18 protein-coding genes and 1 pseudogene are annotated in these 24,370 nt (G+C 71.9%); 12 read left to right on the forward strand and 7 right to left on the reverse strand.

The annotated features are described in order from the left end of the window. Positions 1-12: 12 nt before the first annotated feature. Together AB0L74_RS01715 and AB0L74_RS01720 are read right to left on the reverse strand one after the other, a co-directional pair. Positions 13-819 carry an ABC transporter permease gene (locus AB0L74_RS01715; protein ID WP_365644354.1) on the reverse strand — a complete coding sequence of 269 codons (807 nt, stop codon included), beginning with the start codon at positions 817-819 and terminating at the stop codon, positions 13-15. Next, positions 816-1,841 carry an ATP-binding cassette domain-containing protein gene (locus AB0L74_RS01720; RefSeq protein ID WP_365644360.1) on the reverse strand — a complete coding sequence of 342 codons (1,026 nt, stop codon included), beginning with the start codon at positions 1,839-1,841 and terminating at the stop codon, positions 816-818. The genes AB0L74_RS01715 and AB0L74_RS01720 overlap by 4 nt, the downstream gene beginning before the upstream one ends. 206 nt (positions 1,842-2,047) lie before the next feature. Here AB0L74_RS01720 and AB0L74_RS01725 point away from each other — a divergent pair. After that, positions 2,048-2,452 (forward strand): annotated as a pseudogene (locus AB0L74_RS01725) (ester cyclase); the annotation flags it as partial. A 158-nt stretch (positions 2,453-2,610) separates the two neighbouring features. Here AB0L74_RS01725 and panB read toward each other — a convergent pair. Then, the gene (panB, locus tag AB0L74_RS01730) at positions 2,611-3,477 is read right to left on the reverse strand and encodes a 3-methyl-2-oxobutanoate hydroxymethyltransferase (RefSeq protein ID WP_365644363.1); all 867 of its coding nucleotides are present in this window, start codon (positions 3,475-3,477) and stop codon (positions 2,611-2,613) included. Positions 3,478-3,783: 306 nt separating this feature from the next. On the opposite strand from panB, the gene AB0L74_RS01735 reads away from it, so the two are divergent. Further along, positions 3,784-4,836, forward strand: coding sequence for an endonuclease/exonuclease/phosphatase family protein (locus tag AB0L74_RS01735; protein ID WP_365644366.1), 1,053 nt, complete (start codon positions 3,784-3,786; stop codon positions 4,834-4,836). 135 nt (positions 4,837-4,971) lie between these two features. Continuing rightward, positions 4,972-6,186 carry an MFS transporter gene (locus AB0L74_RS01740; protein WP_365644369.1) on the forward strand — a complete coding sequence of 405 codons (1,215 nt, stop codon included), beginning with the start codon at positions 4,972-4,974 and terminating at the stop codon, positions 6,184-6,186. A gap of 129 nt (positions 6,187-6,315) precedes the next feature. On the opposite strand, the gene AB0L74_RS01745 is transcribed toward AB0L74_RS01740, so the two are convergent. Then, positions 6,316-7,677, reverse strand: a complete 1,362-nt coding sequence (locus AB0L74_RS01745; RefSeq protein ID WP_365644372.1) for a glutamine synthetase family protein — start codon at positions 7,675-7,677, stop codon at positions 6,316-6,318. 369 nt (positions 7,678-8,046) lie between these two features. Between AB0L74_RS01745 and AB0L74_RS01750 the strand changes: the two genes are divergently transcribed. The 3 genes from AB0L74_RS01750 to AB0L74_RS01760 are packed head-to-tail and all read left to right on the forward strand — an operon-like array spanning position 8,047 to position 11,160. Continuing rightward, positions 8,047-8,721, forward strand: a complete 675-nt coding sequence (locus AB0L74_RS01750) for a DUF3105 domain-containing protein (RefSeq protein WP_365644375.1) — start codon at positions 8,047-8,049, stop codon at positions 8,719-8,721. Further along, on the forward strand, positions 8,718-9,347 hold the full coding sequence (locus AB0L74_RS01755; RefSeq protein WP_365644377.1) for a DUF305 domain-containing protein: 630 nt from the start codon (positions 8,718-8,720) through the stop codon (positions 9,345-9,347). The genes AB0L74_RS01750 and AB0L74_RS01755 overlap by 4 nt, the downstream gene beginning before the upstream one ends. Positions 9,348-9,405: 58 nt before the next feature. Next, entirely contained in the window at positions 9,406-11,160 is a 1,755-nt protein-coding gene (locus tag AB0L74_RS01760; protein WP_365644380.1) for an NAD+ synthase, read from the forward strand. A gap of 39 nt (positions 11,161-11,199) precedes the next feature. On the opposite strand, the gene AB0L74_RS01765 is transcribed toward AB0L74_RS01760, so the two are convergent. Beyond that, positions 11,200-11,649 carry a VOC family protein gene (locus AB0L74_RS01765; RefSeq protein ID WP_365644382.1) on the reverse strand — a complete coding sequence of 150 codons (450 nt, stop codon included), beginning with the start codon at positions 11,647-11,649 and terminating at the stop codon, positions 11,200-11,202. Between the two features lie 321 nt (positions 11,650-11,970). Between AB0L74_RS01765 and AB0L74_RS01770 the strand changes: the two genes are divergently transcribed. Further along, the gene (locus AB0L74_RS01770; protein WP_365644385.1) at positions 11,971-14,967 is read left to right on the forward strand and encodes a bifunctional [glutamine synthetase] adenylyltransferase/[glutamine synthetase]-adenylyl-L-tyrosine phosphorylase; all 2,997 of its coding nucleotides are present in this window, start codon (positions 11,971-11,973) and stop codon (positions 14,965-14,967) included. A gap of 105 nt (positions 14,968-15,072) precedes the next feature. Here AB0L74_RS01770 and AB0L74_RS01775 read toward each other — a convergent pair whose 3' ends face one another. Then, positions 15,073-15,933, reverse strand: coding sequence for a phosphatase PAP2 family protein (locus AB0L74_RS01775; protein WP_365644388.1), 861 nt, complete (start codon positions 15,931-15,933; stop codon positions 15,073-15,075). A gap of 144 nt (positions 15,934-16,077) precedes the next feature. Continuing rightward, positions 16,078-17,106, reverse strand: coding sequence for a LacI family DNA-binding transcriptional regulator (locus tag AB0L74_RS01780; protein ID WP_365644391.1), 1,029 nt, complete (start codon positions 17,104-17,106; stop codon positions 16,078-16,080). A 425-nt stretch (positions 17,107-17,531) separates the two neighbouring features. Between AB0L74_RS01780 and AB0L74_RS01785 the strand changes: the two genes are divergently transcribed. The 5 genes from AB0L74_RS01785 (at position 17,532) to AB0L74_RS01805 (ending at position 24,328) form a co-directional block, all read left to right on the forward strand. Next, positions 17,532-18,803 carry an extracellular solute-binding protein gene (locus tag AB0L74_RS01785; RefSeq protein ID WP_365644394.1) on the forward strand — a complete coding sequence of 424 codons (1,272 nt, stop codon included), beginning with the start codon at positions 17,532-17,534 and terminating at the stop codon, positions 18,801-18,803. 175 nt (positions 18,804-18,978) lie between these two features. Further along, positions 18,979-19,983 (forward strand): sugar ABC transporter permease, encoded by a 1,005-nt coding sequence (locus AB0L74_RS01790; protein WP_365644397.1) that lies wholly within the window; start codon positions 18,979-18,981, stop codon positions 19,981-19,983. 13 nt (positions 19,984-19,996) lie between these two features. Next, a complete protein-coding gene (locus tag AB0L74_RS01795; protein WP_365644400.1) occupies positions 19,997-20,911 on the forward strand; it encodes an ABC transporter permease subunit in 915 nt (304 codons plus the stop codon). Between the two features lie 159 nt (positions 20,912-21,070). Then, positions 21,071-22,780, forward strand: coding sequence for a glycoside hydrolase family 13 protein (locus AB0L74_RS01800; RefSeq protein ID WP_365644403.1), 1,710 nt, complete (start codon positions 21,071-21,073; stop codon positions 22,778-22,780). A gap of 171 nt (positions 22,781-22,951) precedes the next feature. Continuing rightward, positions 22,952-24,328, forward strand: coding sequence for an alpha-amylase family protein (locus tag AB0L74_RS01805; protein ID WP_365644406.1), 1,377 nt, complete (start codon positions 22,952-22,954; stop codon positions 24,326-24,328). The last annotated feature ends 42 nt before the right edge of the window (positions 24,329-24,370 follow it).

The following is a 24,370-nucleotide window of genomic DNA, read 5'->3' on the forward strand; positions in this document are numbered from 1 at the left end:
CCGGCGGGCCGGTCAGCTCTTGGTGCGGAACTTGTGGACGGCCACCGGCGCCATCACCGCCGTGAGCGCGGCCGACCAGGCGAGGGTCAGCCACAGGTCGTGCGCGACCGGACCGCCGGTCATCAGCCCGCGCGAGGCGTCCGCGAGGGCCGAGACGGGGTTGTAGTCGGTGAAGGCCCGCAGCCAGCCCGGCATCGAGCTGGGCGGGGCGAAGACGGACGAGCCGAACTGGAGCGGCATCATCACCAGAAAGGCCATCGCCTGCACGGACTGGACGTTCTTCATGGTGACGCCGAGCGTGAGGAACACCCACATCAGGCCGGAGCCGAACGCCGCCGTCAGGGCCACGGCGGCCACCAGGCCGCCCCAGTTCGTGATGTCGAAACCGACCAGGACACCCACGGCCAGCAGGATCGCCGTCGCGACCAGCATCCGCGCCAGCTCCACCACGATCTTGGCGATCAGCACGGAGCCGCGCCCGATGGGCAGGGACCGGAAGCGGTCCATGACACCGGAGTTGAAGTCCTGGTTGAAGCCGGTGCCGACCCCCTGGGCCATGGTCAGGCTCATCATGGCCAGCAGGCCGGGCACCACGTACTGCACGTACTGGTCCTGGCCGCCGCCCAGGGCCTGCCCGATCGACCCGCCGAAGACGTACACGAACAGCAGCGTGAACACGACCGGCATCAGCACGGCGTCGAACAGCGACTCCGGGTCCTGCCGTATCCACAGCAGGTTGCGGCGCACCAGCGCGCCGGTGTGCCGCAGATGCCCGCGCAGCGGGATCCGGGCGTCGGGGGTGACGGTGGCGGCGCTCATACGGCGACCTCCTCGCGGGCGTCGGCGGGCACGGCGTCCTGCGGGGCACTGGCGCGGTGGCCGGTGAGGGACAGGAACACCTCGTCCAGGCTGGGCAGTTCGGTGGTGACGGCGGCGAGCGTGATGCCGCGCGCGGTCACCGCGCCGATCACGGCGGTCAGCTGCTCGTCGCTGAGGACGGGCACCAGCACGGAGCCGTTCTCGGCGTCCACGGTGGCGCCGGCCAGCCCGGTGACGCCCAGTTCGTCCAGGGAGGCGGCGAGCGGCCGCAGGCGCAGCGGGTCGGCCGGGCGGATCCGCAGCGTGCGCCCGCCCACCTTGGCCTTCAGATCCTCGATACGGCCGCCGGCGATGACCTTGCCCCGGTCCACGACGGTCAGCTCGGCGGCGAGCTGCTCGGCCTCCTCCATGTACTGGGTGGTCAGCAGGACGGTCACCCCGTCCCCGACCATCCGCTTCACCTCGTCCCACACCTCGTTGCGGGTGCGCGGGTCCAGGCCGGTGGTCGGCTCGTCCAGGAAGAGCACGGCGGGCCGTCCGATCATGGAGGCGGCGAGGTCCAGGCGCCGCCGCATGCCGCCGGAGTAGGTCCCCGCGGGCCGCCGGGCGGCCTCGGTCAGCGAGAACCGCTCCAGCATCTCGTCGGCCCGGGCCCGCGCCGCCTTGCGGGGCAGGTCCAGCAGCCGGCCGATCATGTAGAGGTTCTCCCAGCCCGGGATCTTCTCGTCCACCGAGGCGTACTGGCCGGTGAGCCCGATCACCCGGCGCAGTTGCCGCGGCTGCCGTACGGCGTCGTAGCCGGCGACGACGGCCTGCCCGGCGTCGGGGGCGATGAGGGTGGACAGGATGCGCACGAGGGTGGTCTTGCCGGCACCGTTCGGCCCGAGCACACCCATCACGGTGCCCTCGCGGACGTCCAGGTCGACGCCGTCCAGCGCCTTGGTCCGGCCGTAGTGCTTGACCAGCCCCCGCACGGTGACCGCGCTCTTCGCGGCCTCGGGGTAGTCATCGATTCGCGTCATACCGAAGACGGTGCCAGCCCCCGCCGACAGACCGCCGACAGACCGCCGACAGACCGCCGACAGACGGCCCGGCCCGCCGACGGACCGCCGACGACCACCGCCCTCCCCTCCGGAAAGCGCCGCCCCGTGTCACACCGGGGCGGCCCGCTCCGTCATAGGGACGCGAACGCATACGGACACCACCGACGAGCATGGAGGAGGAGCACATGCCGACAGCCCGGACAGCGCTCGGCCGAACGCCGCTGGACCGCCTGCACGCGGCGGTGAACAGCGGCGACGCCGGACGCGTCGCGAGGACCATCGACGACGTGGTCGCACCGGACGTGCTGTTCCACGCGCCGGTACCGACGGGGGCGACGGGAGCGCGCGCCCTGAAGCAGGTGTGGGCGGTACTGCTGCGCGCCTTCCCCGACCTCCGCGTCACCGTCGAGGACGTGATCGCCGAGGGGGACAAGGTGGTGTGCCGGAACACGGTGACCGGGACCCACCGGGGCGAGTACCGGGGGCTGCCCCCGACCGGAGCCTCCGTCCGCTACGGCGAGATCTTCGTCTTCCGCCTCGGCGGCGGCCGCATCACCGAGATCTGGGGTGTCGTCGACGTCCTGACGCAGCTTCGGCAGCTCGGCGCGGTCCCCGGCGGCTCCGTCTGCCCCTCCTGCCGCCCCTTTTCCCCGCCCGAAAGGGGCAGCCCGCCGACGGGGGAGGATCGGCGGGCTGCCGTGGTGCGGGCAGTGGCTCGGTGGGCCCGCGGGCCGGTGGCCCGGGGGCCTCAGTGGACGGAGTGCTCCTCCTGCGGGAACGTTCCGCCGACGACGTCCTCGGCGAACGCCTTCGCCGCGTCACCCATCACCTGGCGCAGGTCGGCGTACCGCTTGACGAACTTCGGCACCCGGCCGCCGGTCAGCCCGAGCATGTCGGTCCACACCAGCACCTGCGCGTCGGTCTCGGGACCGGCGCCGATGCCGACCGTCGGGATGTGCAGGGTCCGCGTCACCTCGGCCGCGAGCTCGGCCGGCACCAGCTCAAGCACCACGGCGAAGGCGCCGGCGTCCTGGACCGCCTTGGCGTCCCGCAGCAGCTGCTGGGCCGCCTCCTCGCCGCGCCCCTGCACGCGGTAGCCCATGGCGTGGACGGACTGCGGGGTGAGCCCGATGTGCGCCATCACCGGGATGCCGGACTCCACCAGCAGCTCGATCTGCCGGTGCGACCGCTCGCCGCCCTCCAGCTTCACGGCGCCCGCGCCCGCCTCCTTCACCAGCCGGGTCGCCGAGCGCAGCGCCTGCACCGGCCCCTCCTGGTACGAGCCGAAGGGCAGGTCGGCGACGATCAGGGCGCGGTTGGTGCCCCGCACGACCGCGGCCGACAGCATGGTCATCTCGTCGAGGGTGACGGGCACGGTGGTGTCGTACCCGAGGTGGCAGTTGCCCGCGGAGTCGCCGACCAGCATGACCGGGATACCGGCCTCGTCGAACACGGACGCGGTCATCGCGTCGTACGCGGTGAGCATCGGCCACTTCTCGCCGCGCTCCTTGGCGGCGGCGATGTCGCGGACGGTGATGCGGCGGGTGCCCTTGCCGCCGTACAGCGCCTTGCTGCCGTCGGCGGACTTGTTCCGGGCAGCCGAAAGCTGCGTCATTGCAACGGCTCCTTCGTGTCATCTCGAGGCGCCCTGACGGCGTCCCCGGATCCCCTCCATGGTGGCACCTCGGGTCGGCGAGGGCCAGAGCACCCCCCGCCCGCCGGACCGGCGTCCCGCGATGCGAATGTGCGCGTTTCGTCACAAGCCCCACGCGTCCCGCGTCCGGGTGCAACTGGCCGCCCCGGCATCCACGTCCTCGTGCCCGTACGGCCGTCATGGGACGGCGGGAACGGAGCCGATCATCCCCTAGGGTCTTGTGGCACGGGGGGCGACGGTGTGCACGGCAGGCAGTGAGGCGACGGTATGGCGCAGCAGGCGTACATGACGGAGACGGACAACGGCGGCCCGGGGCCCGGGCGCCGCGGCACCCGGCTTCGACGCCTGATCGAGCGGCTGGCCGCGGGCCGGCGCGGCGACCGGCGGATCTGGCGCCGCGGCCTGGTCACCGCCCTCGTGGCCCTCCTCCTCTCGGCCGTCATGGCGGCGCACGCCCACATTCCCAACGCCGTAGGCAATCTCGGCAGCCTGACCGAGACCTTCCTGCCGTGGCTGGGCCTGTTCGTCCCCGTCCTGCTGGCCGTGGCCCTGGTGCGGCGGTCGGCGACGGCGCTGATCGCGGTCCTGGTCCCGGCGATCGTGTGGCTGAACCTCTTCGGCGGCCTGCTCACCGACAAGGCCGGCGCCGGCGGCGACCTGACGGTGGCCACGCACAACGTCAACGCCGGCAACGCGGACCCGGCCGGCACGGCCCGGTCCGTGGCCGCCTCCGGCGCGGACGTGCTCGCCCTGGAGGAGCTGAAGGCGTCCGCGGTCGCCACCTACGAGGACGCGCTGGCGCCGACGTACAAGTACCACGCGGTGGTCGGCACCGTCGGGCTGTGGAGCAAGTACCCGATGAGCGACGTCGACGCGGTGGACATCCGCCTGGGCTGGAAGCGCGCGATGCGCGCCACGGTGACCACGCCCGAGGGGCCCATCGCCGTGTACGTCGCCCATCTGCCGTCGGTCCGGGTGAAGCTGGAGGCCGGGTTCACCGCCCGGCAGCGGGACAAGAGCGCCGACGCGCTGGGCGAGGCCATCGCCGACGAGCCACTGGAGCGGAAGATCCTCCTCGGCGACCTCAACGGGACCATGAACGACCGCGCGCTGAACGCGATCACCTCCCAGCTGCGCTCCACGCAGGGCGCGGCGGGCGACGGCTTCGGCTTCAGCTGGCCGGCGTCGTTCCCGATGGCCCGGATCGACCAGATCCTCGTCACGGGCGTCGAGCCGGAGACCAGCTGGACCCTGCCGGCCACCGGCAGCGATCACCTCCCGGTCGCCGCCCGTGTGAACGTCGCCACATCCGGTTCCTGAAACCCCAGGTCACCCCCTATGCGGCGGCCCCCGGCCACCGCCCCGTAACCTGGCGGAATACTCGCCCTGAGAGGCTTTGTTCCGTACTGGAACATACGAAGTACGGACCTCCGCTCTCGAAAGGCACCCCCCTTCATGCCCCTGGCCCTGCTCGCCCTTGCCGTGGGCGCCTTCGGCATCGGTACCACCGAGTTCGTGATGATGGGCCTGCTGCCCGACGTCGCGGACGATCTGCGCATCTCGATCCCCACCGCCGGCCACCTGGTCTCGGCGTACGCGCTGGGCGTCGTCATCGGCGCCCCGCTGCTCGCGGCGGCCACCGCCCGGCTGTCCCGGCGGACGGTCCTGATCGGCCTGATGGTCCTGTTCGTGGCGGGCAACGCCCTGTCCGCCCTCGCCCCCGGCCACCACTCGCTGCTCGCCGCCCGCTTCCTCAGCGGCCTGCCGCACGGCGCCTTCTTCGGCGTCGGCGCCGTCGTCGCCACGAACATGGTCGCGCCGGAACGCAAGGCCCGCTCCGTCTCCCTGATGTTCCTCGGCCTGACGGTCGCCAACATCGCGGGCGTTCCGGTCGCCACGCTCATGGGCCAGCACCTCGGCTGGCGGGCGACGTTCCTCGGCGTCAGCGCGATCGGCCTGGTGGCGATCGCGTCCCTGGCGCTCCTCGTCCCGCGCGACCGGGCGCACGCCTCCGCGACGGGCGTGCGCGGCGAACTGGCCGCCCTGCGCTCCCTCCCCGTCTGGCTGGCCCTCGCCACCACCGTCGCGGGCTTCGGCGCGCTGTTCTCGGCGTACAGCTACATCACGCCGATGCTCACGGACACCGCCGGGTACGCCGACGCCAGCGTGACCCTGCTGCTGGCCCTGTTCGGCGTGGGCGCCACCGCGGGCAACCTGCTGGGCGGCCGCCTCGCCGACCACTCCCTGCGGGCCACGCTCTTCGGCGGCCTGGTGTCGCTGCTCGTCGTCCTGGCCCTCTTCCCCCTCCTCATGCGCACGGAGGCCGGCGCGGCCGTCGCGGTGGCCCTCCTCGGCATGGCGGCCTTCGTCACCGGCTCGCCGCTCCAGCTCATGGTGATGGAGAAGGCGGCCGCGGCGCCCTCCCTGGCCTCCTCGGCCAACCAGGCCGCGTTCAACCTGGCCAACGCGGGCGGCGCCTGGATCGGCGGCGTCGCGCTGGCGGCCGGCTTCGGCGTCACGTCCCCCGCCGTCGCCGGCGCCGCCCTCGCGGCCCTCGGCCTCGCGGTGGCCGCCGTGGCGTACGCCGTCGACCGCCGCACCCCGCGCCCCGCGCGGGAACGCGTGGTGACCGGACACGTACCGGAGGTCTCGCGGACCGTACGCCGCTGAGACATCACCCTCCGGGGGTACCGGACCGGGCCATCCCGCCACTCGGGGTGGCCCGTCCTGCCGCCGGGTTCCGGGTCGAGGGCGGCTGCGGCACGGGGGACGCCGGCCCCCGCCCGGCGGGCGGAAGCGTTACAGCACCGGCAGGCTCTTGCGGAGCTCGAACGCGGTGACCTCGGAGCGGTACTCGTGCCACTCGGCGCGCTTGTTGCGCAGGAAGAAGTCGAACACGTGCTCGCCGAGGGTCTCGGCGACCAGGTCGCTGCGCTCCATCAGGGTCAGGGCCTCGCCCAGGTTCTGCGGCAGCGGCTCGATGCCCATCGCGCGGCGCTCAGCGTCGGACAGGGCCCACACGTCGTCCTCGGCGCCCGGCGGCAGCTCGTAGCCCTCCTCGATGCCCTTCAGGCCGGCGGCGAGGAGGACGGCGTAGGCCAGGTAGGGGTTGGCCCCGGAGTCCAGGGAGCGGACCTCGACGCGGGCGGACCCCGTCTTGCCCGGCTTGTACATGGGGACGCGGACCAGGGCCGAACGGTTGTTGTGACCCCAGCAGATGTACGACGGGGCCTCGCCGCCGGCGCCCGCGGTGCGCTCCGAGCCGCCCCAGATGCGCTTGTAGGAGTTCACCCACTGGTTGGTGACCGCCGAGATCTCCGCGGCGTGCTTGAGCAGGCCCGCGATGAAGGAGCGGCCGACCTTGGAGAGCTGGTACTCGGCGCCGGACTCGTAGAAGGCGTTGCGGTCGCCCTCGAAGAGGGACAGGTGGGTGTGCATGCCGCTGCCCGGGTGCTCGGAGAACGGTTTCGGCATAAAGGTGGCCTGAACGCCCTGTTCCAGCGCGACCTGCTTCATCACCAGGCGGAACGTCATGACGTTGTCGGCCGTGGAGAGCGCGTCCGCGTAGCGCAGGTCGATCTCCTGCTGGCCGGGGGCGCCCTCGTGGTGGGAGAACTCCACCGAGATGCCCATCGACTCCAGCATGGTGATGGCCTGGCGGCGGAAGTCCATGCCGATGTTCTGCGGGGTGTGGTCGAAGTACCCGGAGTTGTCGGCGGGGGTGGGCACCGAGCCGTCGACCGGCTTGTCCTTCAGCAGGAAGAACTCGATCTCGGGGTGGGTGTAGAAGGTGAAGCCCTGGTCGGAGGCGCGGGCGAGGGCCCGCTTGAGGACATAGCGCGGGTCGGCGAAGGACGGGGAGCCGTCCGGCATCAGGATGTCGCAGAACATCCGGGCCGTGCCGGGGGCCTCGGCCCGCCACGGCAGGACCTGGAAGGTGGACGGGTCCGGCTTGGCGATCATGTCGGACTCGTACACGCGCGCGAAACCCTCGATGGCGGAGCCGTCGAAGCCGATTCCCTCGTCGAACGCCTGCTCAAGCTCGGCGGGGGCCACGGCGACGGACTTGAGGAAGCCCAGCACGTCCGTGAACCACAGGCGTACGAACCGGATGTCGCGCTCCTCCAGTGTCCGGAGCACGAACTCCTGCTGCTTGTCCATCTTCCGCTTCCCCATCCTTGCTGGTCAGGCCGCCTGTTCCGGTACCGCGGGAGGCGGTCGGGCACGTGAGCATCCCACCACAGGACCGTTTCGTGCGCGTTGCGGACCCGGATCGGCCGGCCGACCCCGGTCTGAACGCCGCGCCCACGGCCGCGCACGCGGGTGTGCTGCTCTGTCGCCATCTTGCCGGTCAGGACCGGCGTCCGTAACGGCCCTGTCTCTTCCGGCAGCGTAGAGGGCAGGTGTTCGATCGGGCCATTCCTGGGCGCCGCTCGGGACAGATCCTTTCCGGCCCCCTACGCCAGTCCCTTCTCCCCCATTACGATCAGCCCACTCCACCGGCCCTCGTTTCCCCGAAGGGAACACCCCATGGGTTCCGCCAAGAACAGCAGCAGCGCCTCGCGTACCGCACGGATAGAGGAGATGCGGCGTGCCGAGCAGGCACGCGAGCGCCGCGTCCGGGCGTTCACCGTCGTCGGTGCCGTGGTGGCCGTCGGCGCACTCGTCACCGGCGGTGTCTTCCTCGTCCGGTCGCAGTCCGACGGGTCCGGCGGTTCGGGCGGCGCGGCGGCCGACGGCGGGAAGGCGGGGCGCTTCGTCACGGGTGAGGACGGGGTGCGGACCTGGCAGGGGACGCTGTCGCGGACGCATGTCGCCAAGGACGTGACCTACCCGGTCGAGCCGCCGGTCGGCGGCGATCACCACCAGGTCTGGATGAACTGCGACGGCGACGTCTACGGCAAGCCGGTGAGGAACGTCAACGCCGTCCACTCGCTGGAGCACGGCGCGGTCTGGGTGACGTACACCGGCAAGGCCCCGAAGGCCGACGTCGAGGCGCTGGCGGAGAAGGTGCGCAAGACGCCGTACTCGCTGATGAGCCCCGACGACCGGCAGAAGGACCCGATCGTGCTGACCGCCTGGGGCCACCAGCGCACCGTGACCGGCGCGGACGACCCGGCCGTCGACGCGTTCTTCGAGAAGTTCGTCCAGGGCGAGCAGACGCCCGAGCCGGGCGCCCCCTGCACCGGGGGACTGTCCCAGTGAGGCGCGCCGGGTGGGTCGCGGGGGCCGCGGCGGCGGTGCTCCTGGCCGCCGCCGCGGTGACCTCCGCCGTCGCGGGGGACGCCGGGGACGACGGGGCCGCGCGGCCGCCCGCCGCCGGCTCGGCCGACGCCGGGTTCGCGCGGGACATGGCGGTCCACCACCAGCAGGCCGTGGAGATGTCGTACCTCGTACGCGACCGCACACGGGACGAGGAGGTGCGGCGGCTCGCCTACGACATCGCGCAGACCCAGGCCAACCAGCGCGGCATGCTGCTGGGCTGGCTCGATCTGTGGGAGCTGCCCAAGGTGTCGTCCGATCCGCCGATGACCTGGATGGGCATGCGCGCGGACACGAGCCGGGGGGACGGGGCGCTGATGCCAGGGATGGCCACCGACGCCGAGATGGACCGGCTGGCGGCGCTCAGGGGGAAGGCCGCGGAGGTCTTCTACCTCCAGCTGATGACCGACCATCACCGCGGCGGTGTGCACATGGCCGAGGGCTGCGCCGCCCAGTGCGCCGTGGCGGCGGAGAAGCGGCTCGCGCAGGGGATGGTGGACGGGCAGCGGGCGGAGATCGCTCTCATGGCGGAGCTGCTGGCCGAGCGGGGGGCCCGGCCGCGGCGATAGGACGCCGCCCGGGCGCGAGAACAGGACATTGCGTCGCTTTGACGATTAGACTGGGCGGGTGCCTCAACTACGCCTCGCCCTGAACCAGATCGACTCCCGCGTCGGCGACCTCGCGGGCAACGCCGAGTCGATCGTCCGCTGGACCCGGCACTGCGCCGGGCAGGGAGCGCATCTGGTGGCGTTCCCGGAGATGGCGCTGACCGGGTACCCCGTCGAGGACCTGGCCCTCAGGTCGTCCTTCGTGGAGGCGTCCCGGGCGGCCCTGAGAGAGCTCGCCGCGCGCCTCGCCGAGGAGGGCTTCGGGGAGCTGCCGGTGATCGTCGGCTACCTCGACCGCTGCGAGACCGCGCAGCCGAAGTACGGTCAGCCGGCCGGGGCGCCGCAGAACGCCGGGGCGGTGCTGTACGGGGGCGAGGTGGTGCTGGGCTACGCCAAACACCACCTGCCGAACTACGGCGTCTTCGACGAGTTCCGCTACTTCGTCCCCGGCGACACGATGCCCGTGCTGCGGGTGCACGGGATCGACGTGGCGCTCGCCATCTGCGAGGACCTCTGGCAGGACGGGGGGCGGGTGCCGGCGGCGCGGTCCGCGCGGGCCGGGCTGCTCGTCTCCGTCAACGCCTCGCCGTACGAGCGGAACAAGGACGACACCCGGCTGGAGCTCGTGCGCAAGCGGGCCCAGGAGGCCGGGTGCACGACCGCGTACCTCGCGATGACCGGCGGGCAGGACGAGCTCGTCTTCGACGGGGACTCGATCGTCGTCGACCGGGACGGGGAGGTCCTCGCCCGCGCGCCCCAGTTCTCCGAAGGGTGCCTGGTGCTGGACCTGGAGCTGCCGGCCGCGGCGGCGGACGCGCCGGACGGCGTGGTGGACGACGGGCTGCGCGTCGACCGGGTGGTGCTGTCGCCAGAGCCGCTGCCCGCCTACGAGCCGGAGCTGACCGGGGGGCACGCGGAGCGGCTCGACGACGACGAGGAGGTCTACTCGGCGCTCGTCGTGGGCCTGCGGGCGTACGTCGCGAAGAACGGCTTCCGGTCGGTGCTGGTCGGGCTCTCCGGAGGGATCGACTCGGCGCTCGTCGCGGCGATCGCCTGCGACGCGGTGGGCGCGGAGAACGTGTACGGCGTGTCGATGCCGTCGAAGTACTCCTCCGAGCACTCCAAGGACGACGCGGCGGAGCTGGCGCGGCGGACCGGACTGAACTACCGGACCGTGCCGATCGAGCCGATGTTCGACGCGTACATGGGGTCGCTGGGGCTGACGGGGCTGGCGGAGGAGAACCTCCAGTCGCGGCTGCGGGGCACGCTGCTGATGGCGATCTCCAACCAGGAGGGCCACATCGTGCTGGCGCCCGGCAACAAGTCGGAGCTGGCGGTCGGGTACTCGACGCTGTACGGGGACTCGGTGGGGGCCTACGGGCCCATCAAGGACGTGTACAAGACGTCGGTCTTCCGGCTGGCCGAGTGGCGCAACCGGGCGGCGCGGGAGCGGGGGCGGACACCGCCGATCCCCGAGAACTCGATCACCAAGCCGCCGAGCGCGGAGCTGCGGCCGGGGCAGGTCGACACCGACTCGCTGCCGGACTATCCGGTGCTGGACGCGATCCTGGAGCTGTACGTCGACCGGGACCGCGGCGCGGACGAGATCGTCGCGGCCGGGTTCGATCCGGAGACGGTGGCGAGGACGCTGCGCATGGTCGACACCGCGGAGTACAAGCGGCGGCAGTACCCGCCGGGGACGAAGATCTCGCCCAAGGGCTTCGGCAAGGACCGGCGACTGCCGATCACGAACGGGTGGCGGGAGACGGTCTGACCGGTGGGGCGGGGGCTTTCGGCCGGCGGGCGGCGGGTTTCAGCCTTCCCGCCCTCCCTTCAGCCGGGCCAGCACCTCGTGCAGCGGCTCCGTCGCCCGGCGCCGGTACTCCTGGATCGACCAGCCGTTGCCGTCGGGGTCGGTGAAGTACACGAACGTGGCGCCGTCGTCCGGGGAGTAGCGCACCGGCTCGGAGAGCTCCAGGCCCCGTCCGGCGAGCTCGGCGCGGGCCGCCTCGATGTCGGCGACGCACAACTGGAGGCCCTGGTAGGAGCCGGGCGCCGGCTGCGGGCCCCGGGCCAGCTCCCAGACGGAGTCGCCCAGCGCGATCGAGCAGCCGGACCCCGGGGGAGTCAGCTGCACGATCCGCATGCCCGGCATGACCTCCGTGTCGATGTCGACGTGAAAGCCGACCTTGTCCCGGTAGAAGTCGCGGGCCCGGTCGATGTCGCTGACGGGCAGAGGGATCACTTCGAGGGTCATGTCCATGGTGTGGCTCCTTGGTCGGCCCCGGGGCCGCCGGCTGCGGCTGGACGGGTCTCCCTCACCGAAACCGAAAACGGTGCGCGGCGCCACCGAGTGGACGGCGGCAGGGCCGAAAACCCGCCCGCCCGCCGCTGTACCGCGGGTCCGGTTTCCGCCACGGGCGTTACGGCCATGGCGTGCGTCCCTCCGGTCCTCTCGGGCGTCACCGGCGCGGACCCCGCCCCGCCCGCCCCCGCGACTCACCGCCCCCCGCGCGGGCGCCCCTGCCCGCCGCTGCCGTTAGGCTCGAAGACGCGTACGACCTTGATCCGACAGGAGGCCGGGATGACGGCGCCGGGGCGCAGGAGCAGCACCTTCACGCGACTGCTGCGGCACGGTTTCACCGATCCGTCCGCCGCCGAGCGGCTGCTGGACGGCGCGGAGCCGGCGTCGCTGCGCAACGACCCGGTGCTGCTCGAAGCGCTCGGCGCCACCGCCGACCCGGACCTCGCGCTGCGCGGCCTGGTGCGGTTGCTCGAGGCACAGCCCGGCCCCACCGACCGCCGCGTCCTGCTCGACACCCTGACCTCCGCCAAGCCGCTGCGGGACCGGCTGCTGGGTGTCCTCGGCGCCTCCGAGGCCCTCGCCGACCACCTCGCCCGGCACCCCGGCGACTGGCGGGCCCTCGTCACCTACGAGCCGCGCGACCTGCACCCCGGCGTGGCGGAGTTCGAACGCGGCCTCGCCGGGGCCGGCGACCCCGTCGCGCTGCGCGTCGCCTACCGGCGCTGCCTGCTGTCCATCGCCGCCCGCGACGTGTGCGGCACCATCGACGTCGCCGAGACCGCCGCCGAACTGGCCGACCTCGCCACCGCCACCCTGCGCGCCGCCCTCGCCCTGGCCCGGGCCGCCGCGCCCGACGACGCCGCGCTGTGCCGGCTCGCGGTGATCGCGATGGGCAAGTGCGGTGGTCACGAGCTGAACTACGTGTCCGACGTCGACGTCGTCTTCGTCGGCGAGGCCGCCGACGGCGCCGACGAGGACAAGGCGCTGCGCGCCGCGACCCGGCTCGCCTCCCACATGATGCGGATCTGCTCCGAGACGACCGTGGAGGGCTCCATCTGGCCGGTGGACGCCAACCTCCGCCCCGAGGGCCGGAACGGCCCGCTGGTGCGCACCCTCAGCAGCCACGTCGCCTACTACCAGCGCTGGGCCAAGACCTGGGAGTTCCAGGCGCTGCTCAAGGCCCGCCCGGTGGCCGGCGACCGGGAACTCGGCGACGCCTACCTCGCCGCCGTCGAGCCGCTGGTGTGGCAGGCCGCCGAGCGGGAGAACTTCGTCGCCGACGTGCAGAAGATGCGCCGCCGGGTGGTGGAGAACATCCCCGCCGCCGAAGTCGACCGCCAGCTCAAACTGGGGCCGGGGGGCCTGCGGGACGTCGAGTTCGCCGTACAGCTGCTGCAACTGGTGCACGGCCGCGCCGACGCCTCGCTCCGGAGCCGTACGACCCTGGACGCGCTGAAGGCCCTCGCGGCCGGCGGCTACGTGGGCCGCGCGGACGCCGCCCTGCTGGATGAGGCGTATCGTTTCCTGCGCTCCATGGAGCACCGCATCCAGCTCCACCGGCTGCGCCGCACCCATCTCGTCCCCGAGGACGAGGCCGACCTGCGCCGGCTCGGCCGCTCCCTCGGCCTGCGCACCGACCCGGTCGCCACGCTGCTGCGCGCGTGGAGGCGGCACGCCGCCGCCGTACGCCGCCTGCACGAGAAGCTGTTCTACCGGCCGCTGCTCGACGCCGTCGCCCAGCTCGCGCCCGGCGAGGCCCGGCTGAGCCCCGAGGCGGCCCGGGAGCGGCTGGTCGCCCTCGGGTACGCCGACCCGGCCGCCGCCCTGCGGCACCTGGAGGCGCTGGCCTCCGGCGTGTCCCGCAAGGCGGCCATCCAGCGGACCCTGCTGCCGGTCCTGCTCGGCTGGTTCGCCGACTCCGCCGACCCGGACGCCGGCCTGCTCAACTTCCGCAAGGTGTCGGACGCGCTCGGCAAGACACCCTGGTACCTGCGGCTGCTGCGCGACGAGGGCGCCGCCGCCGAGAACCTCGCCCGCGTCCTGTCCGCCGGGCGGCTCGCCCCCGACCTGCTGATGCGGGCCCCCGAGGCGGTGGCGCTGCTCGGCGACGGCGACGGCGGGGGGCTCGCGCCGCGCGGGCGGGCCCAGCTGGAACAGGAGATACTCGCGGCCGTCCGCCGCGCCGACGGAGCGGTGCAGGCGGTCACCGCCGCGCGCGGGGTGCGGCGGCGGGAGCTGTTCCGCACGGCCGCCGCCGACATCGTCGGCTCCTACGGCACCGAGGCGCGGCCCGCCGAGGCCGACCAGGGGGCGCTGGTGGACCGGGTCGGGGCGGCGGTGTCGGACCTGACGGCGGCGACGCTGGCGGGGACGCTGCGGGCGGTGGTGCGGGACGGCTGGGGGGACACCCTGCCGACCCGGTTCGCGATCATCGGCATGGGGCGGTTCGGCGGGCACGAGCTGGGCTACGGCTCGGACGCGGACGTGCTGTTCGTACACGAGCCGCGGGACGGGGCCGACGAGCGGGAGGCCGGGGAGGCCGCCGGCAAGGTCGTCGCCGAGATGCGGCGGCTGCTCCAGCAGCCGAGCGCCGACCCGCCGCTGCTCATCGACGCCGATCTGCGGCCCGAGGGGAAGTCGGGGCCGCTGGTGCGGACCCTGAAGTCGTACGCGGCGTACTACCGGCGCTGGTCGCTGGTGTGGGAGTCGCACGCCCTGCTGCGGGCGGAGTTCGTGGCGGGCGACGAGGACCTGGGGCGGCGGTTCATCGAGCTCGTCGACCCGCTGCGGTATCCGGCGAGCGGGCTGGGCGAGGAGGCCGTACGCGAGATCCGGCGGCTGAAGGCCCGGATGGAGTCCGAGCGGCTGCCGCGCGGGGTCGACCCCAAACTGCACGCCAAGCTGGGGCCGGGCGGGCTGTCCGACGTCGAGTGGACCGTGCAGCTGCTCCAGCTGCGGTACGGCAGCGCCGAGGCGGGGCTGCGCACGACACGCACCCGTCAGGCGCTGGCCGCGGCGTGCGGGGCGGGGCTGGTCTCGGAGGAGCACGCGGCGGTGCTGGACGAGGCGTGGGTGCTGGCGACGCGGGTGCGCAACGCGGTGATGCTGGTGCGGGGGCGGGCGGGCGACACGTTTCCCACCGAGAGCCGGGAGCTGGCCGCGGTGGGGCGGTATCTGGGGTACGGGCCGGGGCACGCGGGCGACATGCTCGACGCCTATCGGCGGACCGCGCGGCGGGCTCGGGGGGTCGTCGAGGAGCTGTTCTACGGGGGATAGGGGCCCACGGGATCCCACACGCCCCGCTCCCGCCGTCTCGCGGCCGCGGGGCGTGGTACCCAGGCCCAGGGGGCGGCTTCCGCCGCCCCGCGGCTCGGTTCCCGGCTAGGCGCGGGTCGGCAGCAGGGGGGCCGTGCGGCCTTGTGACGGGACCAGGCGGGGGAGGGCGTGGGGCAGGGTGCCGTACCAGACGCGGGCCACCGTGTAGCCGAAGGCCAGGCAGAGCATGCCGCCGACCGCGTCCAGCCAGAAGTGGTTGGCCGTGGCGACGATCACCACCAGGGTGAGCGCGGGATAGAGCAGGCCGAGCACGCGTACCCACGGGATCGCCGCCAGGGCGAAGATCGTCAGGCCGCACCACAGGGACCAGCCGATGTGCATCGACGGCATCGCGGCGTACTGGTTGGACATGTTCTTCAGGTCGCCGGACGCCATCGAGCCCCAGGTCTGGTGGACCATGACGGTGTCGATGAAGCGGCCGCCGTTCATCAGCCGGGGCGGGGCCAGCGGAAACAGGTAGTAGCCGACCAGGGCCACACCCGTGGTGGAGAACAGGACCAGACGGGTCGCCGCGTAGCGGCCGGGATGCCGGCGGTACAGCCACACCAGCACACCGAGTGTCACGATGAAGTGCAGTGTCGCGTAGTAGTAGTTCATGCCGACGATGAGCCAAGTCACCGAATTGGCGGCGTGGTTGACGGTTTGCTCGACGGCGATGCCGAGCTGGTGCTCGACCTTCCAGATCCAGTCGGCGTTGCGCAGTGCCTGCGCCCGCTGTTCCGGTACGGCGTTGCGGACGAGCGAGTACGTCCAGTAACTCACCGCGATCAGCAGGATCTCGAACCAGAGACGGGGCCGGCGCGGGGTGCGGAGCCGGTGCCATACACTCTGCCCCGTTTCGTCCGTGACGGGGTGCGGAAGGGCCTCTTCCTGGCCTTCCGGAGTCGTCACGGTCGTCTCACCCATAGGCACAGAGTCTGCCAGAAAAGCCTTCGTCCACCGATCATCCCCCGGTCGGGTTCCGGTCGCATGTTCTACGCCCGCCGGAGGTCCGCGGTTTCCTCCCGGAGTACGGGGAGGGCGCCGGCGTCTCCGCCCCGGGGACGAGCGTCAGGAGCGGTTGCCGGGGGCCGACGCCGTGGAACCGCGCACCACCAGCTCCGGCATGAACACGAACTCGCTGTGCGGCGCGGGCGTCCCGCCGATCTCCTCCAGCAGCGTGCGCACCGCCGCCTGGCCCATCGCCGGGACCGGCTTGCGGACGGTGGTCAGCGGCGGGTCGGTGAAGGCGATCAGGGGGGAGTCGTCGAAGCCCACCACCGAGACGTCCGTCGGGACCTCCAGGCCGCGCTGGCGTGCCGCCCGTATCGCGCCCAGCGCCATCATGTCGCTGGCGCACACCACCGCCGTGCAGTCCCGCTCGATGAGCGCCGTGGCGGCGGCCTGGCCGCCCTCCAGGGTGTAGAGGGAGTGCTGGATCAGGTCCGACTCGATCGTGGCGGCGTCCAGGCCCAGCTGGTCCTGCATGGTCCGGACGAAGCCGTCGATCTTGCGCTGCACGGGCACGAACCGCTTGGGGCCCAGCGCCAGGCCGATGCGGGTGTGCCCGAGGGAGATCAGGTGGGTGACCGCCAGGGTCATCGCCGCCCGGTCGTCGGGGGAGATGAACGGCGCCTGCACCTTCGGCGAGAAGCCGTCGACGAGGACGAACGGCACGCCCTGCGCGCGCAGCCGTTCGTAGCGCTGCATGTCGGCGGTGGTGTCGGCGTGCAGGCCGGAGACGTAGATGATGCCGGCGACGCCGCGGTCGACCAGCATCTCCGTCAGCTCGTCCTCCGTCGACCCGCCCGGGGTCTGGGTGGCCAGGACGGGGGTGTATCCCTGCCGGGTCAGCGCCTGCCCGATGACCTGGGCCAGGGCCGGGAATATGGGGTTCTCCAGCTCCGGGGTGATCAGGCCCACCAGGCCCTCGCTGCGTTGCCGCAGCCGCACCGGGCGCTCGTAGCCCAGGACGTCGAGGGCGGCCAGCACGGACTGGCGGGTGGTGGCGGCGACGCCCGGCTTCCCGTTGAGGACGCGGCTGACGGTCGCTTCACTCACCCCCGCCTGCGCAGCGATGTCGGAAAGCCGTGTGGTCACAGCACTGGACTGTAGCGGCCGTGTCTGCGCTTGCACACCGATCGGACGCCTGGTGCGCGCCCTGGAACGGCCCGCTGCGGGCTGCTGCGTCATGGCGATCCCTCATGTCGTGGTCGAGGTGTCCAGCCGCAACGGATGATCATCCGCCGCTGAAAGGAATGGCAAGTGCTTGCAGAGTCTTGCACATACGTCCGAGTCCGCGCCCTCCGGCGAAAACAGCGGTCTCGACACGGTCGAGGGCGGGTCACGAGGGCATAACTCTCGGCGGTCCTTGCATTTTTTTTCTGCAAGGCCTTTCGGAAATCTTGCAGCGCTGTTACGTTCACGTCGCCCGGCGGCCGCAATGGCGCAGTCGGCAAGTCGGCAGGAACGGCGACGGGACCGTCCCCTGCACCACTCGGGCTTTTCACCCTCAAGGAGAACTCATGCGGCGTGGCATAGCGGCCACCGCGCTGGTGGCGTCCCTGGCTCTCGCGGCGACGGCCTGCGGCGGCGACGGCGGCGGAGACAGCGAGTCGGGCGGACCGGTCACGATCACCTGGTGGGACACCTCCAACGCCACCAACGAGGCGCCGACGTACCGCGCCCTGGTCGAGGAGTTCGAGGCCGCCCACAAGGACATCAAGGTCAAGTACGTCAACGTCCCCTTCGACCAGGCGCAGAACAAGTTCGACACCGCCGCCGGCTCCAAGGGCGCCCCGGACGTGCTGCGCTCCGAGGTCGGCTGGACCCCCGCCTTCGCCAAGAAGGGCTTCTTCGCGCCGCTGGACGGCACCGAGGCCCTGGCCGAGCAGGACAAGTTCCAGCCCAGCCTGATCGAGCAGGCGAAGTACGAGGGCAAGACGTACGGGGTGCCGCTGGTCACCGACACCCTCGCCCTCGTCTACAACAAGGAGCTGTTCGAGAAGGCCGGCGTCGAGGTCCCCAAGACCTGGGACGACCTGAAGAAGGCCGCCGCCGCCATCAAGGACAAGACCGGCGTCGACGGCTACTGGGGCTCCACCCAGGGGTACTACGCGCAGCCCTTCTTGTACGGCGAGGGCACCGACACGGTCGACGCCGAGGCCAAGAAGATCACCGTCAGGTCGCCCGAGGCGGAGAAGGCGTACGGCACCTGGCTGAGCCTGTTCGACGGCAAGGGCCTGCACAAGGCCGACACCACCGCCGACGCCTACGCCCACATCCAGGACGCGTTCGTCAGCGGCAAGGTCGCCGCCATCATCCAGGGCCCGTGGGAGATCACCAACTTCTACAAGGGCTCCGCCTTCAAGGACAGGGACAACCTCGGCATCGCCACCGTCCCGGCGGGCTCCACCGGCGAGGCGGGCGCCCCGACCGGCGGCCACAACCTCTCCGTGTACGCCGGCTCCGACGAGGCGCACCGGAAGGCCGCGCTGAAGTTCGTGAAGTTCATGACCTCTGCGAAGGCCCAGGAGACCATCGCCCTGAAGAACTCCACCCTGCCGACGCGTGAGGACGCCTACACCGCGAAGGTCAAGGCCGACCCGGGCATCGCCGGCTACCAGACCGTGCTGTCCGCCGCCCGGCCGCGCCCGGCCCTGCCCGAGTACAGCTCGCTGTGGGGTCCGCTCGACGACGAGCTGCCCAACATCGCCGGCGGCAAGGAGTCCCTGGACAAGGGGCTGGGCAACGTCGAGACCGCGATGACCAAGCTGGTGCCGGACTTCGGCAAGTGAGCCCGCGTGGCCGCCGGATCCTCCGGGAGGGGGAGGGGATGCGGCGGTCACCGGCCTGCCCCCGGCCGCGGGCGGCCCGCGCTCCCGCTCCCCGGTCTCCTCGCTCCCCGGTCCCCGTCCGCGTGACCCGGCCCGTGATCCCCGGTCCTCTTGATCCTCCAGAAGGTGTCGCACCATGACAGTCGCCATCGACCGCGCGACCGGCAAGCGCCGCGGTGACCGCGCGCCACGTCCCGGCCTGGGCCGGCGTCTGAAGCACGGCTATCAGAAGCACTGGTACGCCTACGCCATGATCGCGCCGGTGGCCGTCGTGCTCGGCGTCCTCGTGCTGTATCCGCTGGCGTACGGCTTCTACCTCACCCTCACCGACGCCGACAGCCTCAACAGCGCCCGCACCATCGGCGTCAACGAGATCGAGGCCACCTACAAGTTCATCGGCTTCGACAACTACGCCGACATCCTGTGGGGCGAGACGGCCTACGAGCGGTTCTGGTCGCACTTCATCTGGACGGTGGTGTGGACGGCCGCCTGTGTCGCCCTGCACTACGGCATCGGCCTGGGCCTGGCCCTGCTGCTCAATCAGAAGCTGCGCGGGCGCACCTTCTACCGGCTCGTCCTGGTCCTGCCGTGGGCGGTGCCGACCTTCGTCACCGTCTTCGGCTGGCGGTTCATGCTCGCCGACGCCGGCATCATCAACTCCGGCCTCGACTTCCTCGGCCTGCCGACGCCGCAGTGGCTGGAGGACACCTTCTGGCAGCGCTTCGCCGCGATCATGGTCAACACCTGGTGCGGTGTGCCGTTCATGATGGTCTCGCTCCTCGGCGGCCTGCAATCGATCGACGCCTCGCTGTACGAGGCGGCCGAGATGGACGGCGCGAGCGCCTGGCAGCGGTTCCGGCACGTCACCCTGCCCGGGCTGCGGTCCGTCAGCTCCACCGTCGTGCTGCTGGGCGTCATCTGGACCTTCAACCAGTTCGCCATCATCTTCCTGCTGTTCGGCAACACCGCCCCCGACGCGCAGATCCTCGTCACCTGGGCCTACCAGCTCGGCTTCGGACAGCAGCCGCGCGAGTTCGCGCAGTCCGCGGCCTACGGCATGCTGCTGCTGGCCGTCCTGATCGTCTTCACCTCCTTCTACCGCCGCTGGCTGAACCGCGATGAGCGGCAGCTCGCGATCTGAGGCAGGAGCCCCCATGAGCACCACGACCCTCGGCGAGGCCACCGCTGCGGCGGACCCGGCCTCCGCGCCCCCCGCCGCCCCCCGCAGGACGCGCCGCCGCGGCGAACAGGGCCCGGCCGCCGCCCTCGCCTCCCACGGCGTCCTGGCCGGCGCCTGCCTGATCGCGCTCTTCCCCATCGCGTGGCTGGTCTTCCTCTCCCTCGGCCCGGACAAGGACGACTACCTGCACCCCGAGCGCATCTGGGGGAAGATGACGTTCGACAACTACGCGTACGTGCTCCAGCACACCAACTTCTTCGAGTGGCTGAAGAGCTCGCTGATCGTCTCGCTCGGCACCACCGTCATCGGCGTCCTGGTGGCCGCCACCACCGGCTACGCCGTCTCCCGCATGCGGTTCCCGGGCTACCGCAAGCTGATGTGGGTCCTGCTGCTGACGCAGATGTTCCCCATCGCCGTGCTCATCGTGCCGATGTACCAGATCCTGTCCGAGCTCCAGCTCATCGACAGCTACCTCGGCCTGATCCTCGTCTACTGCTCGACCGCGGTGCCGTACTGCGCCTGGCTGCTCAAGGGCTACTTCGACACCATCCCGTTCGAGATCGACGAGGCGGGCCGGGTCGACGGGCTGACGCCCTTCGGCACCTTCTTCCGGCTGATCCTGCCACTCGCCCGGCCCGGCCTCGCGGTCGCCGCCTTCTACAGCTTCATCACGGCCTTCGGCGAGGTGGCGTTCGCGTCCACGTTCATGCTGTCCGACACGAAGTACACCTTCGCCGTGGGATTGCAGAGCTTCGTCAGCGAGCACGACGCGCAGCGCAACCTGATGGCCGCCACCGCCGTGCTGATCGCCATTCCCGTGTCCGCTTTCTTCTACCTTGTACAGAAGAACCTGGTCACCGGCCTGACGGCGGGCGGCACCAAGGGCTGACGCCCGGCCGGGCGGACTCCCGCGCGCCTGACCGCGCGGGCGGCGGCCGCGGTGCACCATCCGACCCCGCTGTCACCGCGGCCGCCACGTCGCCCTCCGTCGCCCGAAGACCCCAAGCCGCGAAGACCGATGTCACATCCGTTACGCATCAAGGACGCCATGAGCCAGCACTCCGCCGCCCCGGCACCCTCCTCCGAGCTGTTCGCGCAGGGGGGATCCCCCGCCCTGGCCACCGTCGCCAAGCGCCGCGACTGGTGGCGGGACGCGGTGATCTACCAGGTCTACCCGCGCAGCTTCGCCGACAGCGACGGCGACGGCATGGGCGATCTGGAAGGCGTGCGCACCCGCCTGCCGTACCTGCGCGATCTCGGCGTGGACGCCGTGTGGCTCAGCCCCTTCTACGCCTCGCCGCAGGCCGACGCCGGCTACGACGTCGCCGACTACCGGGCCGTCGATCCCATGTTCGGCACCCTGCACGACGCCGACGCCCTCATCCGCGACGCCCACGCGCTGGGCCTGCGGATCATCGTCGACCTCGTCCCCAACCACTCCTCCGACCAGCACGAGTGGTTCAAGCGGGCGCTCGCCGAGGGCCCGGGCTCGCCGCTGCGGGAGCGGTACCACTTCCGCCCCGGCAAGGGGAAGAACGGGGAACTGCCGCCCAACGACTGGGAGTCCATCTTCGGCGGGCCCGCCTGGACCCGGGTCACCGAGCCCGACGGCACGCCGGGCGAGTGGTACCTGCACCTGTTCGCCCCCGAGCAGCCCGACTTCAACTGGGACCACCCGGCCGTCGGCGACGAGTTCCGCTCCATCCTGCGCTTCTGGCTGGACATGGGCGTCGACGGCTTCCGCATCGACGTCGCCCACGGCCTGGTCAAGGCCGAGGGCCTGCCGGACCTGGGCGCCCACGACCAGGTGAAGCTGCTGGGCAACGACGTCATGCCGTTCTTCGACCAGGACGGCGTGCACGAGATCTACCGCCAGTGGCGCCGCATCCTCGACGAGTACTCGGGCGAGCGCATCTTCGTCGCCGAGGCGTGGACCCCGACCGTCGAGCGCACCGCGCACTACGTCCGCCCCGACGAACTGCACCAGGCGTTCAACTTCCAGTACCTGAGCACGCACTGGGACGCCGAGGAACTGCGCGGCGTCATCGACCGCACCCTGGAGGCGATGCGCCCGGTCGGCGCCCCCGCCACCTGGGTGCTGTCCAACCACGACGTCACCCGGCACGCCACCCGCTTCGCCAACCCGCCCGGCCTCGGCACCCAGATCCGCCTGGCCGGCGACCGGGAGCTGGGGCTGCGGCGGGCGCGCGCGGCGACGCTGCTGATGCTGGCGCTGCCCGGATCGGCGTACATCTACCAGGGCGAGGAGCTCGGCCTGCCGGACGTCGTCGACCTGCCGGACGAGGTGCGCCAGGACCCGGCGTACTTCCGCGGCGCCGGCCAGGACGGCTTCCGCGACGGCTGCCGGGTGCCGCTCCCGTGGACGCGCGCCGGATCGTCGTACGGCTTCGGTGACGGGGGCAGCTGGCTGCCGCAGCCGGAGGGCTGGGGCGAGCTGAGCGTCGAGGCGCAGACCGGCGTGCCCGGCTCCACGCTGGAGCTGTACCGCAGCGCGCTGACAGTACGCCGGGTTCAGCCCGACCTGGGCGCGGGCGAGGCGGTGGAGTGGCTGCGGGCCCCCCAGGGCGTACTGGCCTTCCGGCGCGGGCGCTTCGTGTGCGTGGCGAACACCACCGGCGAGTCGGTGGCGACGCCCGCCTACGGGACGGTGCTGCTCGCCAGCGGCGAGGTGACCGAGGCCGGCGGCGAGGCCAAGGTGCCCGCCGACACGACCGTGTGGTGGACGACGGCGGACTGACGTCCCGGTCCGCCGGAAATTTCTCTTCAATGTTGTACGGCCCGCTGCCCTTTCGGGCGGCGGGCCTTTACCATCTGCGTCACCGAAACCTTGCTGAAGCTTTCAGCAAGAGTATTCAACGTGTCGGCAACGCGCCGGCAACGAGCCTTCGACGCAGAAGGAACCCCACACATGGCACGCAGAACCCTCCTCTCCGGGGCCCTCGCCCTCGCGACCGCCGCCCTTGTCATGAACCCGCCCGCCGCGCAGGCGTCCCCGCCCGGGTCCAAGGACGTCACAGCCGTCCTCTTCGAGTGGAACTTCGCCTCCGTCGCCCGGGAGTGCGCGAACACCCTGGGCCCCGCCGGCTACGGCTACGTCCAGGTCTCCCCGCCCGCCGAGCACATCCAGGGCGCCCAGTGGTGGACGTCGTACCAGCCCGTCAGCTACAAGATCGCCGGCCGCCTCGGCGACCGGGCCGCCTTCCGGAACATGGTGAACACCTGCCACGCGGCCGGGGTGAAGGTGGTCGTCGACGCGGTGGTCAACCACATGTCGGCGGGCGGCGGCACCGGCACCGGCGGCTCGTCGTACACGAAGTACGACTATCCCGGGCTGTACTCCCCCTACGACTTCGACGACTGCACCGCGCAGATCACGAACTACCGGGACCGCGGCAACGTCCAGAACTGCGAGCTGCTCGGCCTCGCCGACCTCGACACCGGCGAGGAGTACGTCCGCAAGACCGTCGCCGGGTACCTGAACGACCTGCTCTCCCTCGGCGTCGACGGCTTCCGTGTCGACGCCGCCAAGCACGTCCCGGCCGCCGACCTCGCGAACATCAAGTCCCGGCTGGCCGACCCGAACGTCTACTGGAAGCAGGAGGTCATCCACGGCGCCGGGGAGGCCGTCCAGCCGGCCGAGTACACCGGCAACGGCGACGTGCAGGAGTTCCGCTACGCCTACGACCTCAAGCGCGTCTTCCGCAGCGAGAACCTCGCCTACCTCAAGAACTACGGTGAGGGCTGGGGCTATCTGGGCAGCGGCTCCGCCGGTGTCTTCGTCGACAACCACGACACCGAGCGCAACGGCTCCACGCTCAGCTACAAGGACAACGCGACCTACACCCTGGCCAACGTCTTCATGCTGGCCTGGCCGTACGGGTCACCCGACCTCCACTCCGGCTACGAGTTCTCCGACCACGACGCGGGACCGCCCAACGGCGGCCGGGTGAACGCCTGCTGGCAGGACGGCTGGAAGTGCCAGCACGCCTGGCCGGAGATCAAGTCGATGGTCGCCTTCCGCAACGCCACCCGGGGCGAGGCGGTCACGAACTGGTGGGACAACGGCGGTGACGCCATCGCCTTCGGGCGCGGCGGCAGGGGCTTCGTGGCCATCAACCACGAGTCCGGCCCGCTGACCCGCACCTACCAGACGTCGCTGCCCGCCGGGACGTACTGCGACGTGCAGAGCGACAGGACGGTGACCGTGAACGGCTCCGGACAGCTCACGGCGGCGCTGGGCCCGAACACCGCACTCGCCGTCCACGCGGGCAAGTCCTCCTGTTAGGGGCTCGGTTGCGGGAGGCCGGACGCGCAAGGGTCGTGAAAT

The sequence above is a fragment of the Streptomyces sp. NPDC052020 genome, from assembly GCF_040680575.1.
Classification (GTDB): domain Bacteria; phylum Actinomycetota; class Actinomycetes; order Streptomycetales; family Streptomycetaceae; genus Streptomyces.

Coding starts and splice junctions, on each gene's coding strand:
- AB0L74_RS01775 (WP_365644388.1), bottom strand. CDS start 15,933: ATGGGTGAGACGACCGTGACGACTCCGGAAGGCCAGGAAGAGGCCCTT.
- AB0L74_RS01785 (WP_365644394.1), top strand. CDS start 17,532: ATGCGGCGTGGCATAGCGGCCACCGCGCTGGTGGCGTCCCTGGCTCTC.
- AB0L74_RS01770 (WP_365644385.1), top strand. CDS start 11,971: ATGACGGCGCCGGGGCGCAGGAGCAGCACCTTCACGCGACTGCTGCGG.
- AB0L74_RS01805 (WP_365644406.1), top strand. CDS start 22,952: ATGGCACGCAGAACCCTCCTCTCCGGGGCCCTCGCCCTCGCGACCGCC.
- AB0L74_RS01750 (WP_365644375.1), top strand. CDS start 8,047: ATGGGTTCCGCCAAGAACAGCAGCAGCGCCTCGCGTACCGCACGGATA.
- AB0L74_RS01715 (WP_365644354.1), bottom strand. CDS start 819: ATGAGCGCCGCCACCGTCACCCCCGACGCCCGGATCCCGCTGCGCGGG.
- AB0L74_RS01740 (WP_365644369.1), top strand. CDS start 4,972: ATGCCCCTGGCCCTGCTCGCCCTTGCCGTGGGCGCCTTCGGCATCGGT.
- AB0L74_RS01720 (WP_365644360.1), bottom strand. CDS start 1,841: ATGACGCGAATCGATGACTACCCCGAGGCCGCGAAGAGCGCGGTCACC.
- AB0L74_RS01800 (WP_365644403.1), top strand. CDS start 21,071: ATGAGCCAGCACTCCGCCGCCCCGGCACCCTCCTCCGAGCTGTTCGCG.
- AB0L74_RS01795 (WP_365644400.1), top strand. CDS start 19,997: ATGAGCACCACGACCCTCGGCGAGGCCACCGCTGCGGCGGACCCGGCC.
- AB0L74_RS01790 (WP_365644397.1), top strand. CDS start 18,979: ATGACAGTCGCCATCGACCGCGCGACCGGCAAGCGCCGCGGTGACCGC.
- AB0L74_RS01735 (WP_365644366.1), top strand. CDS start 3,784: ATGGCGCAGCAGGCGTACATGACGGAGACGGACAACGGCGGCCCGGGG.
- AB0L74_RS01745 (WP_365644372.1), bottom strand. CDS start 7,677: ATGGACAAGCAGCAGGAGTTCGTGCTCCGGACACTGGAGGAGCGCGAC.
- panB (WP_365644363.1), bottom strand. CDS start 3,477: ATGACGCAGCTTTCGGCTGCCCGGAACAAGTCCGCCGACGGCAGCAAG.
- AB0L74_RS01765 (WP_365644382.1), bottom strand. CDS start 11,649: ATGGACATGACCCTCGAAGTGATCCCTCTGCCCGTCAGCGACATCGAC.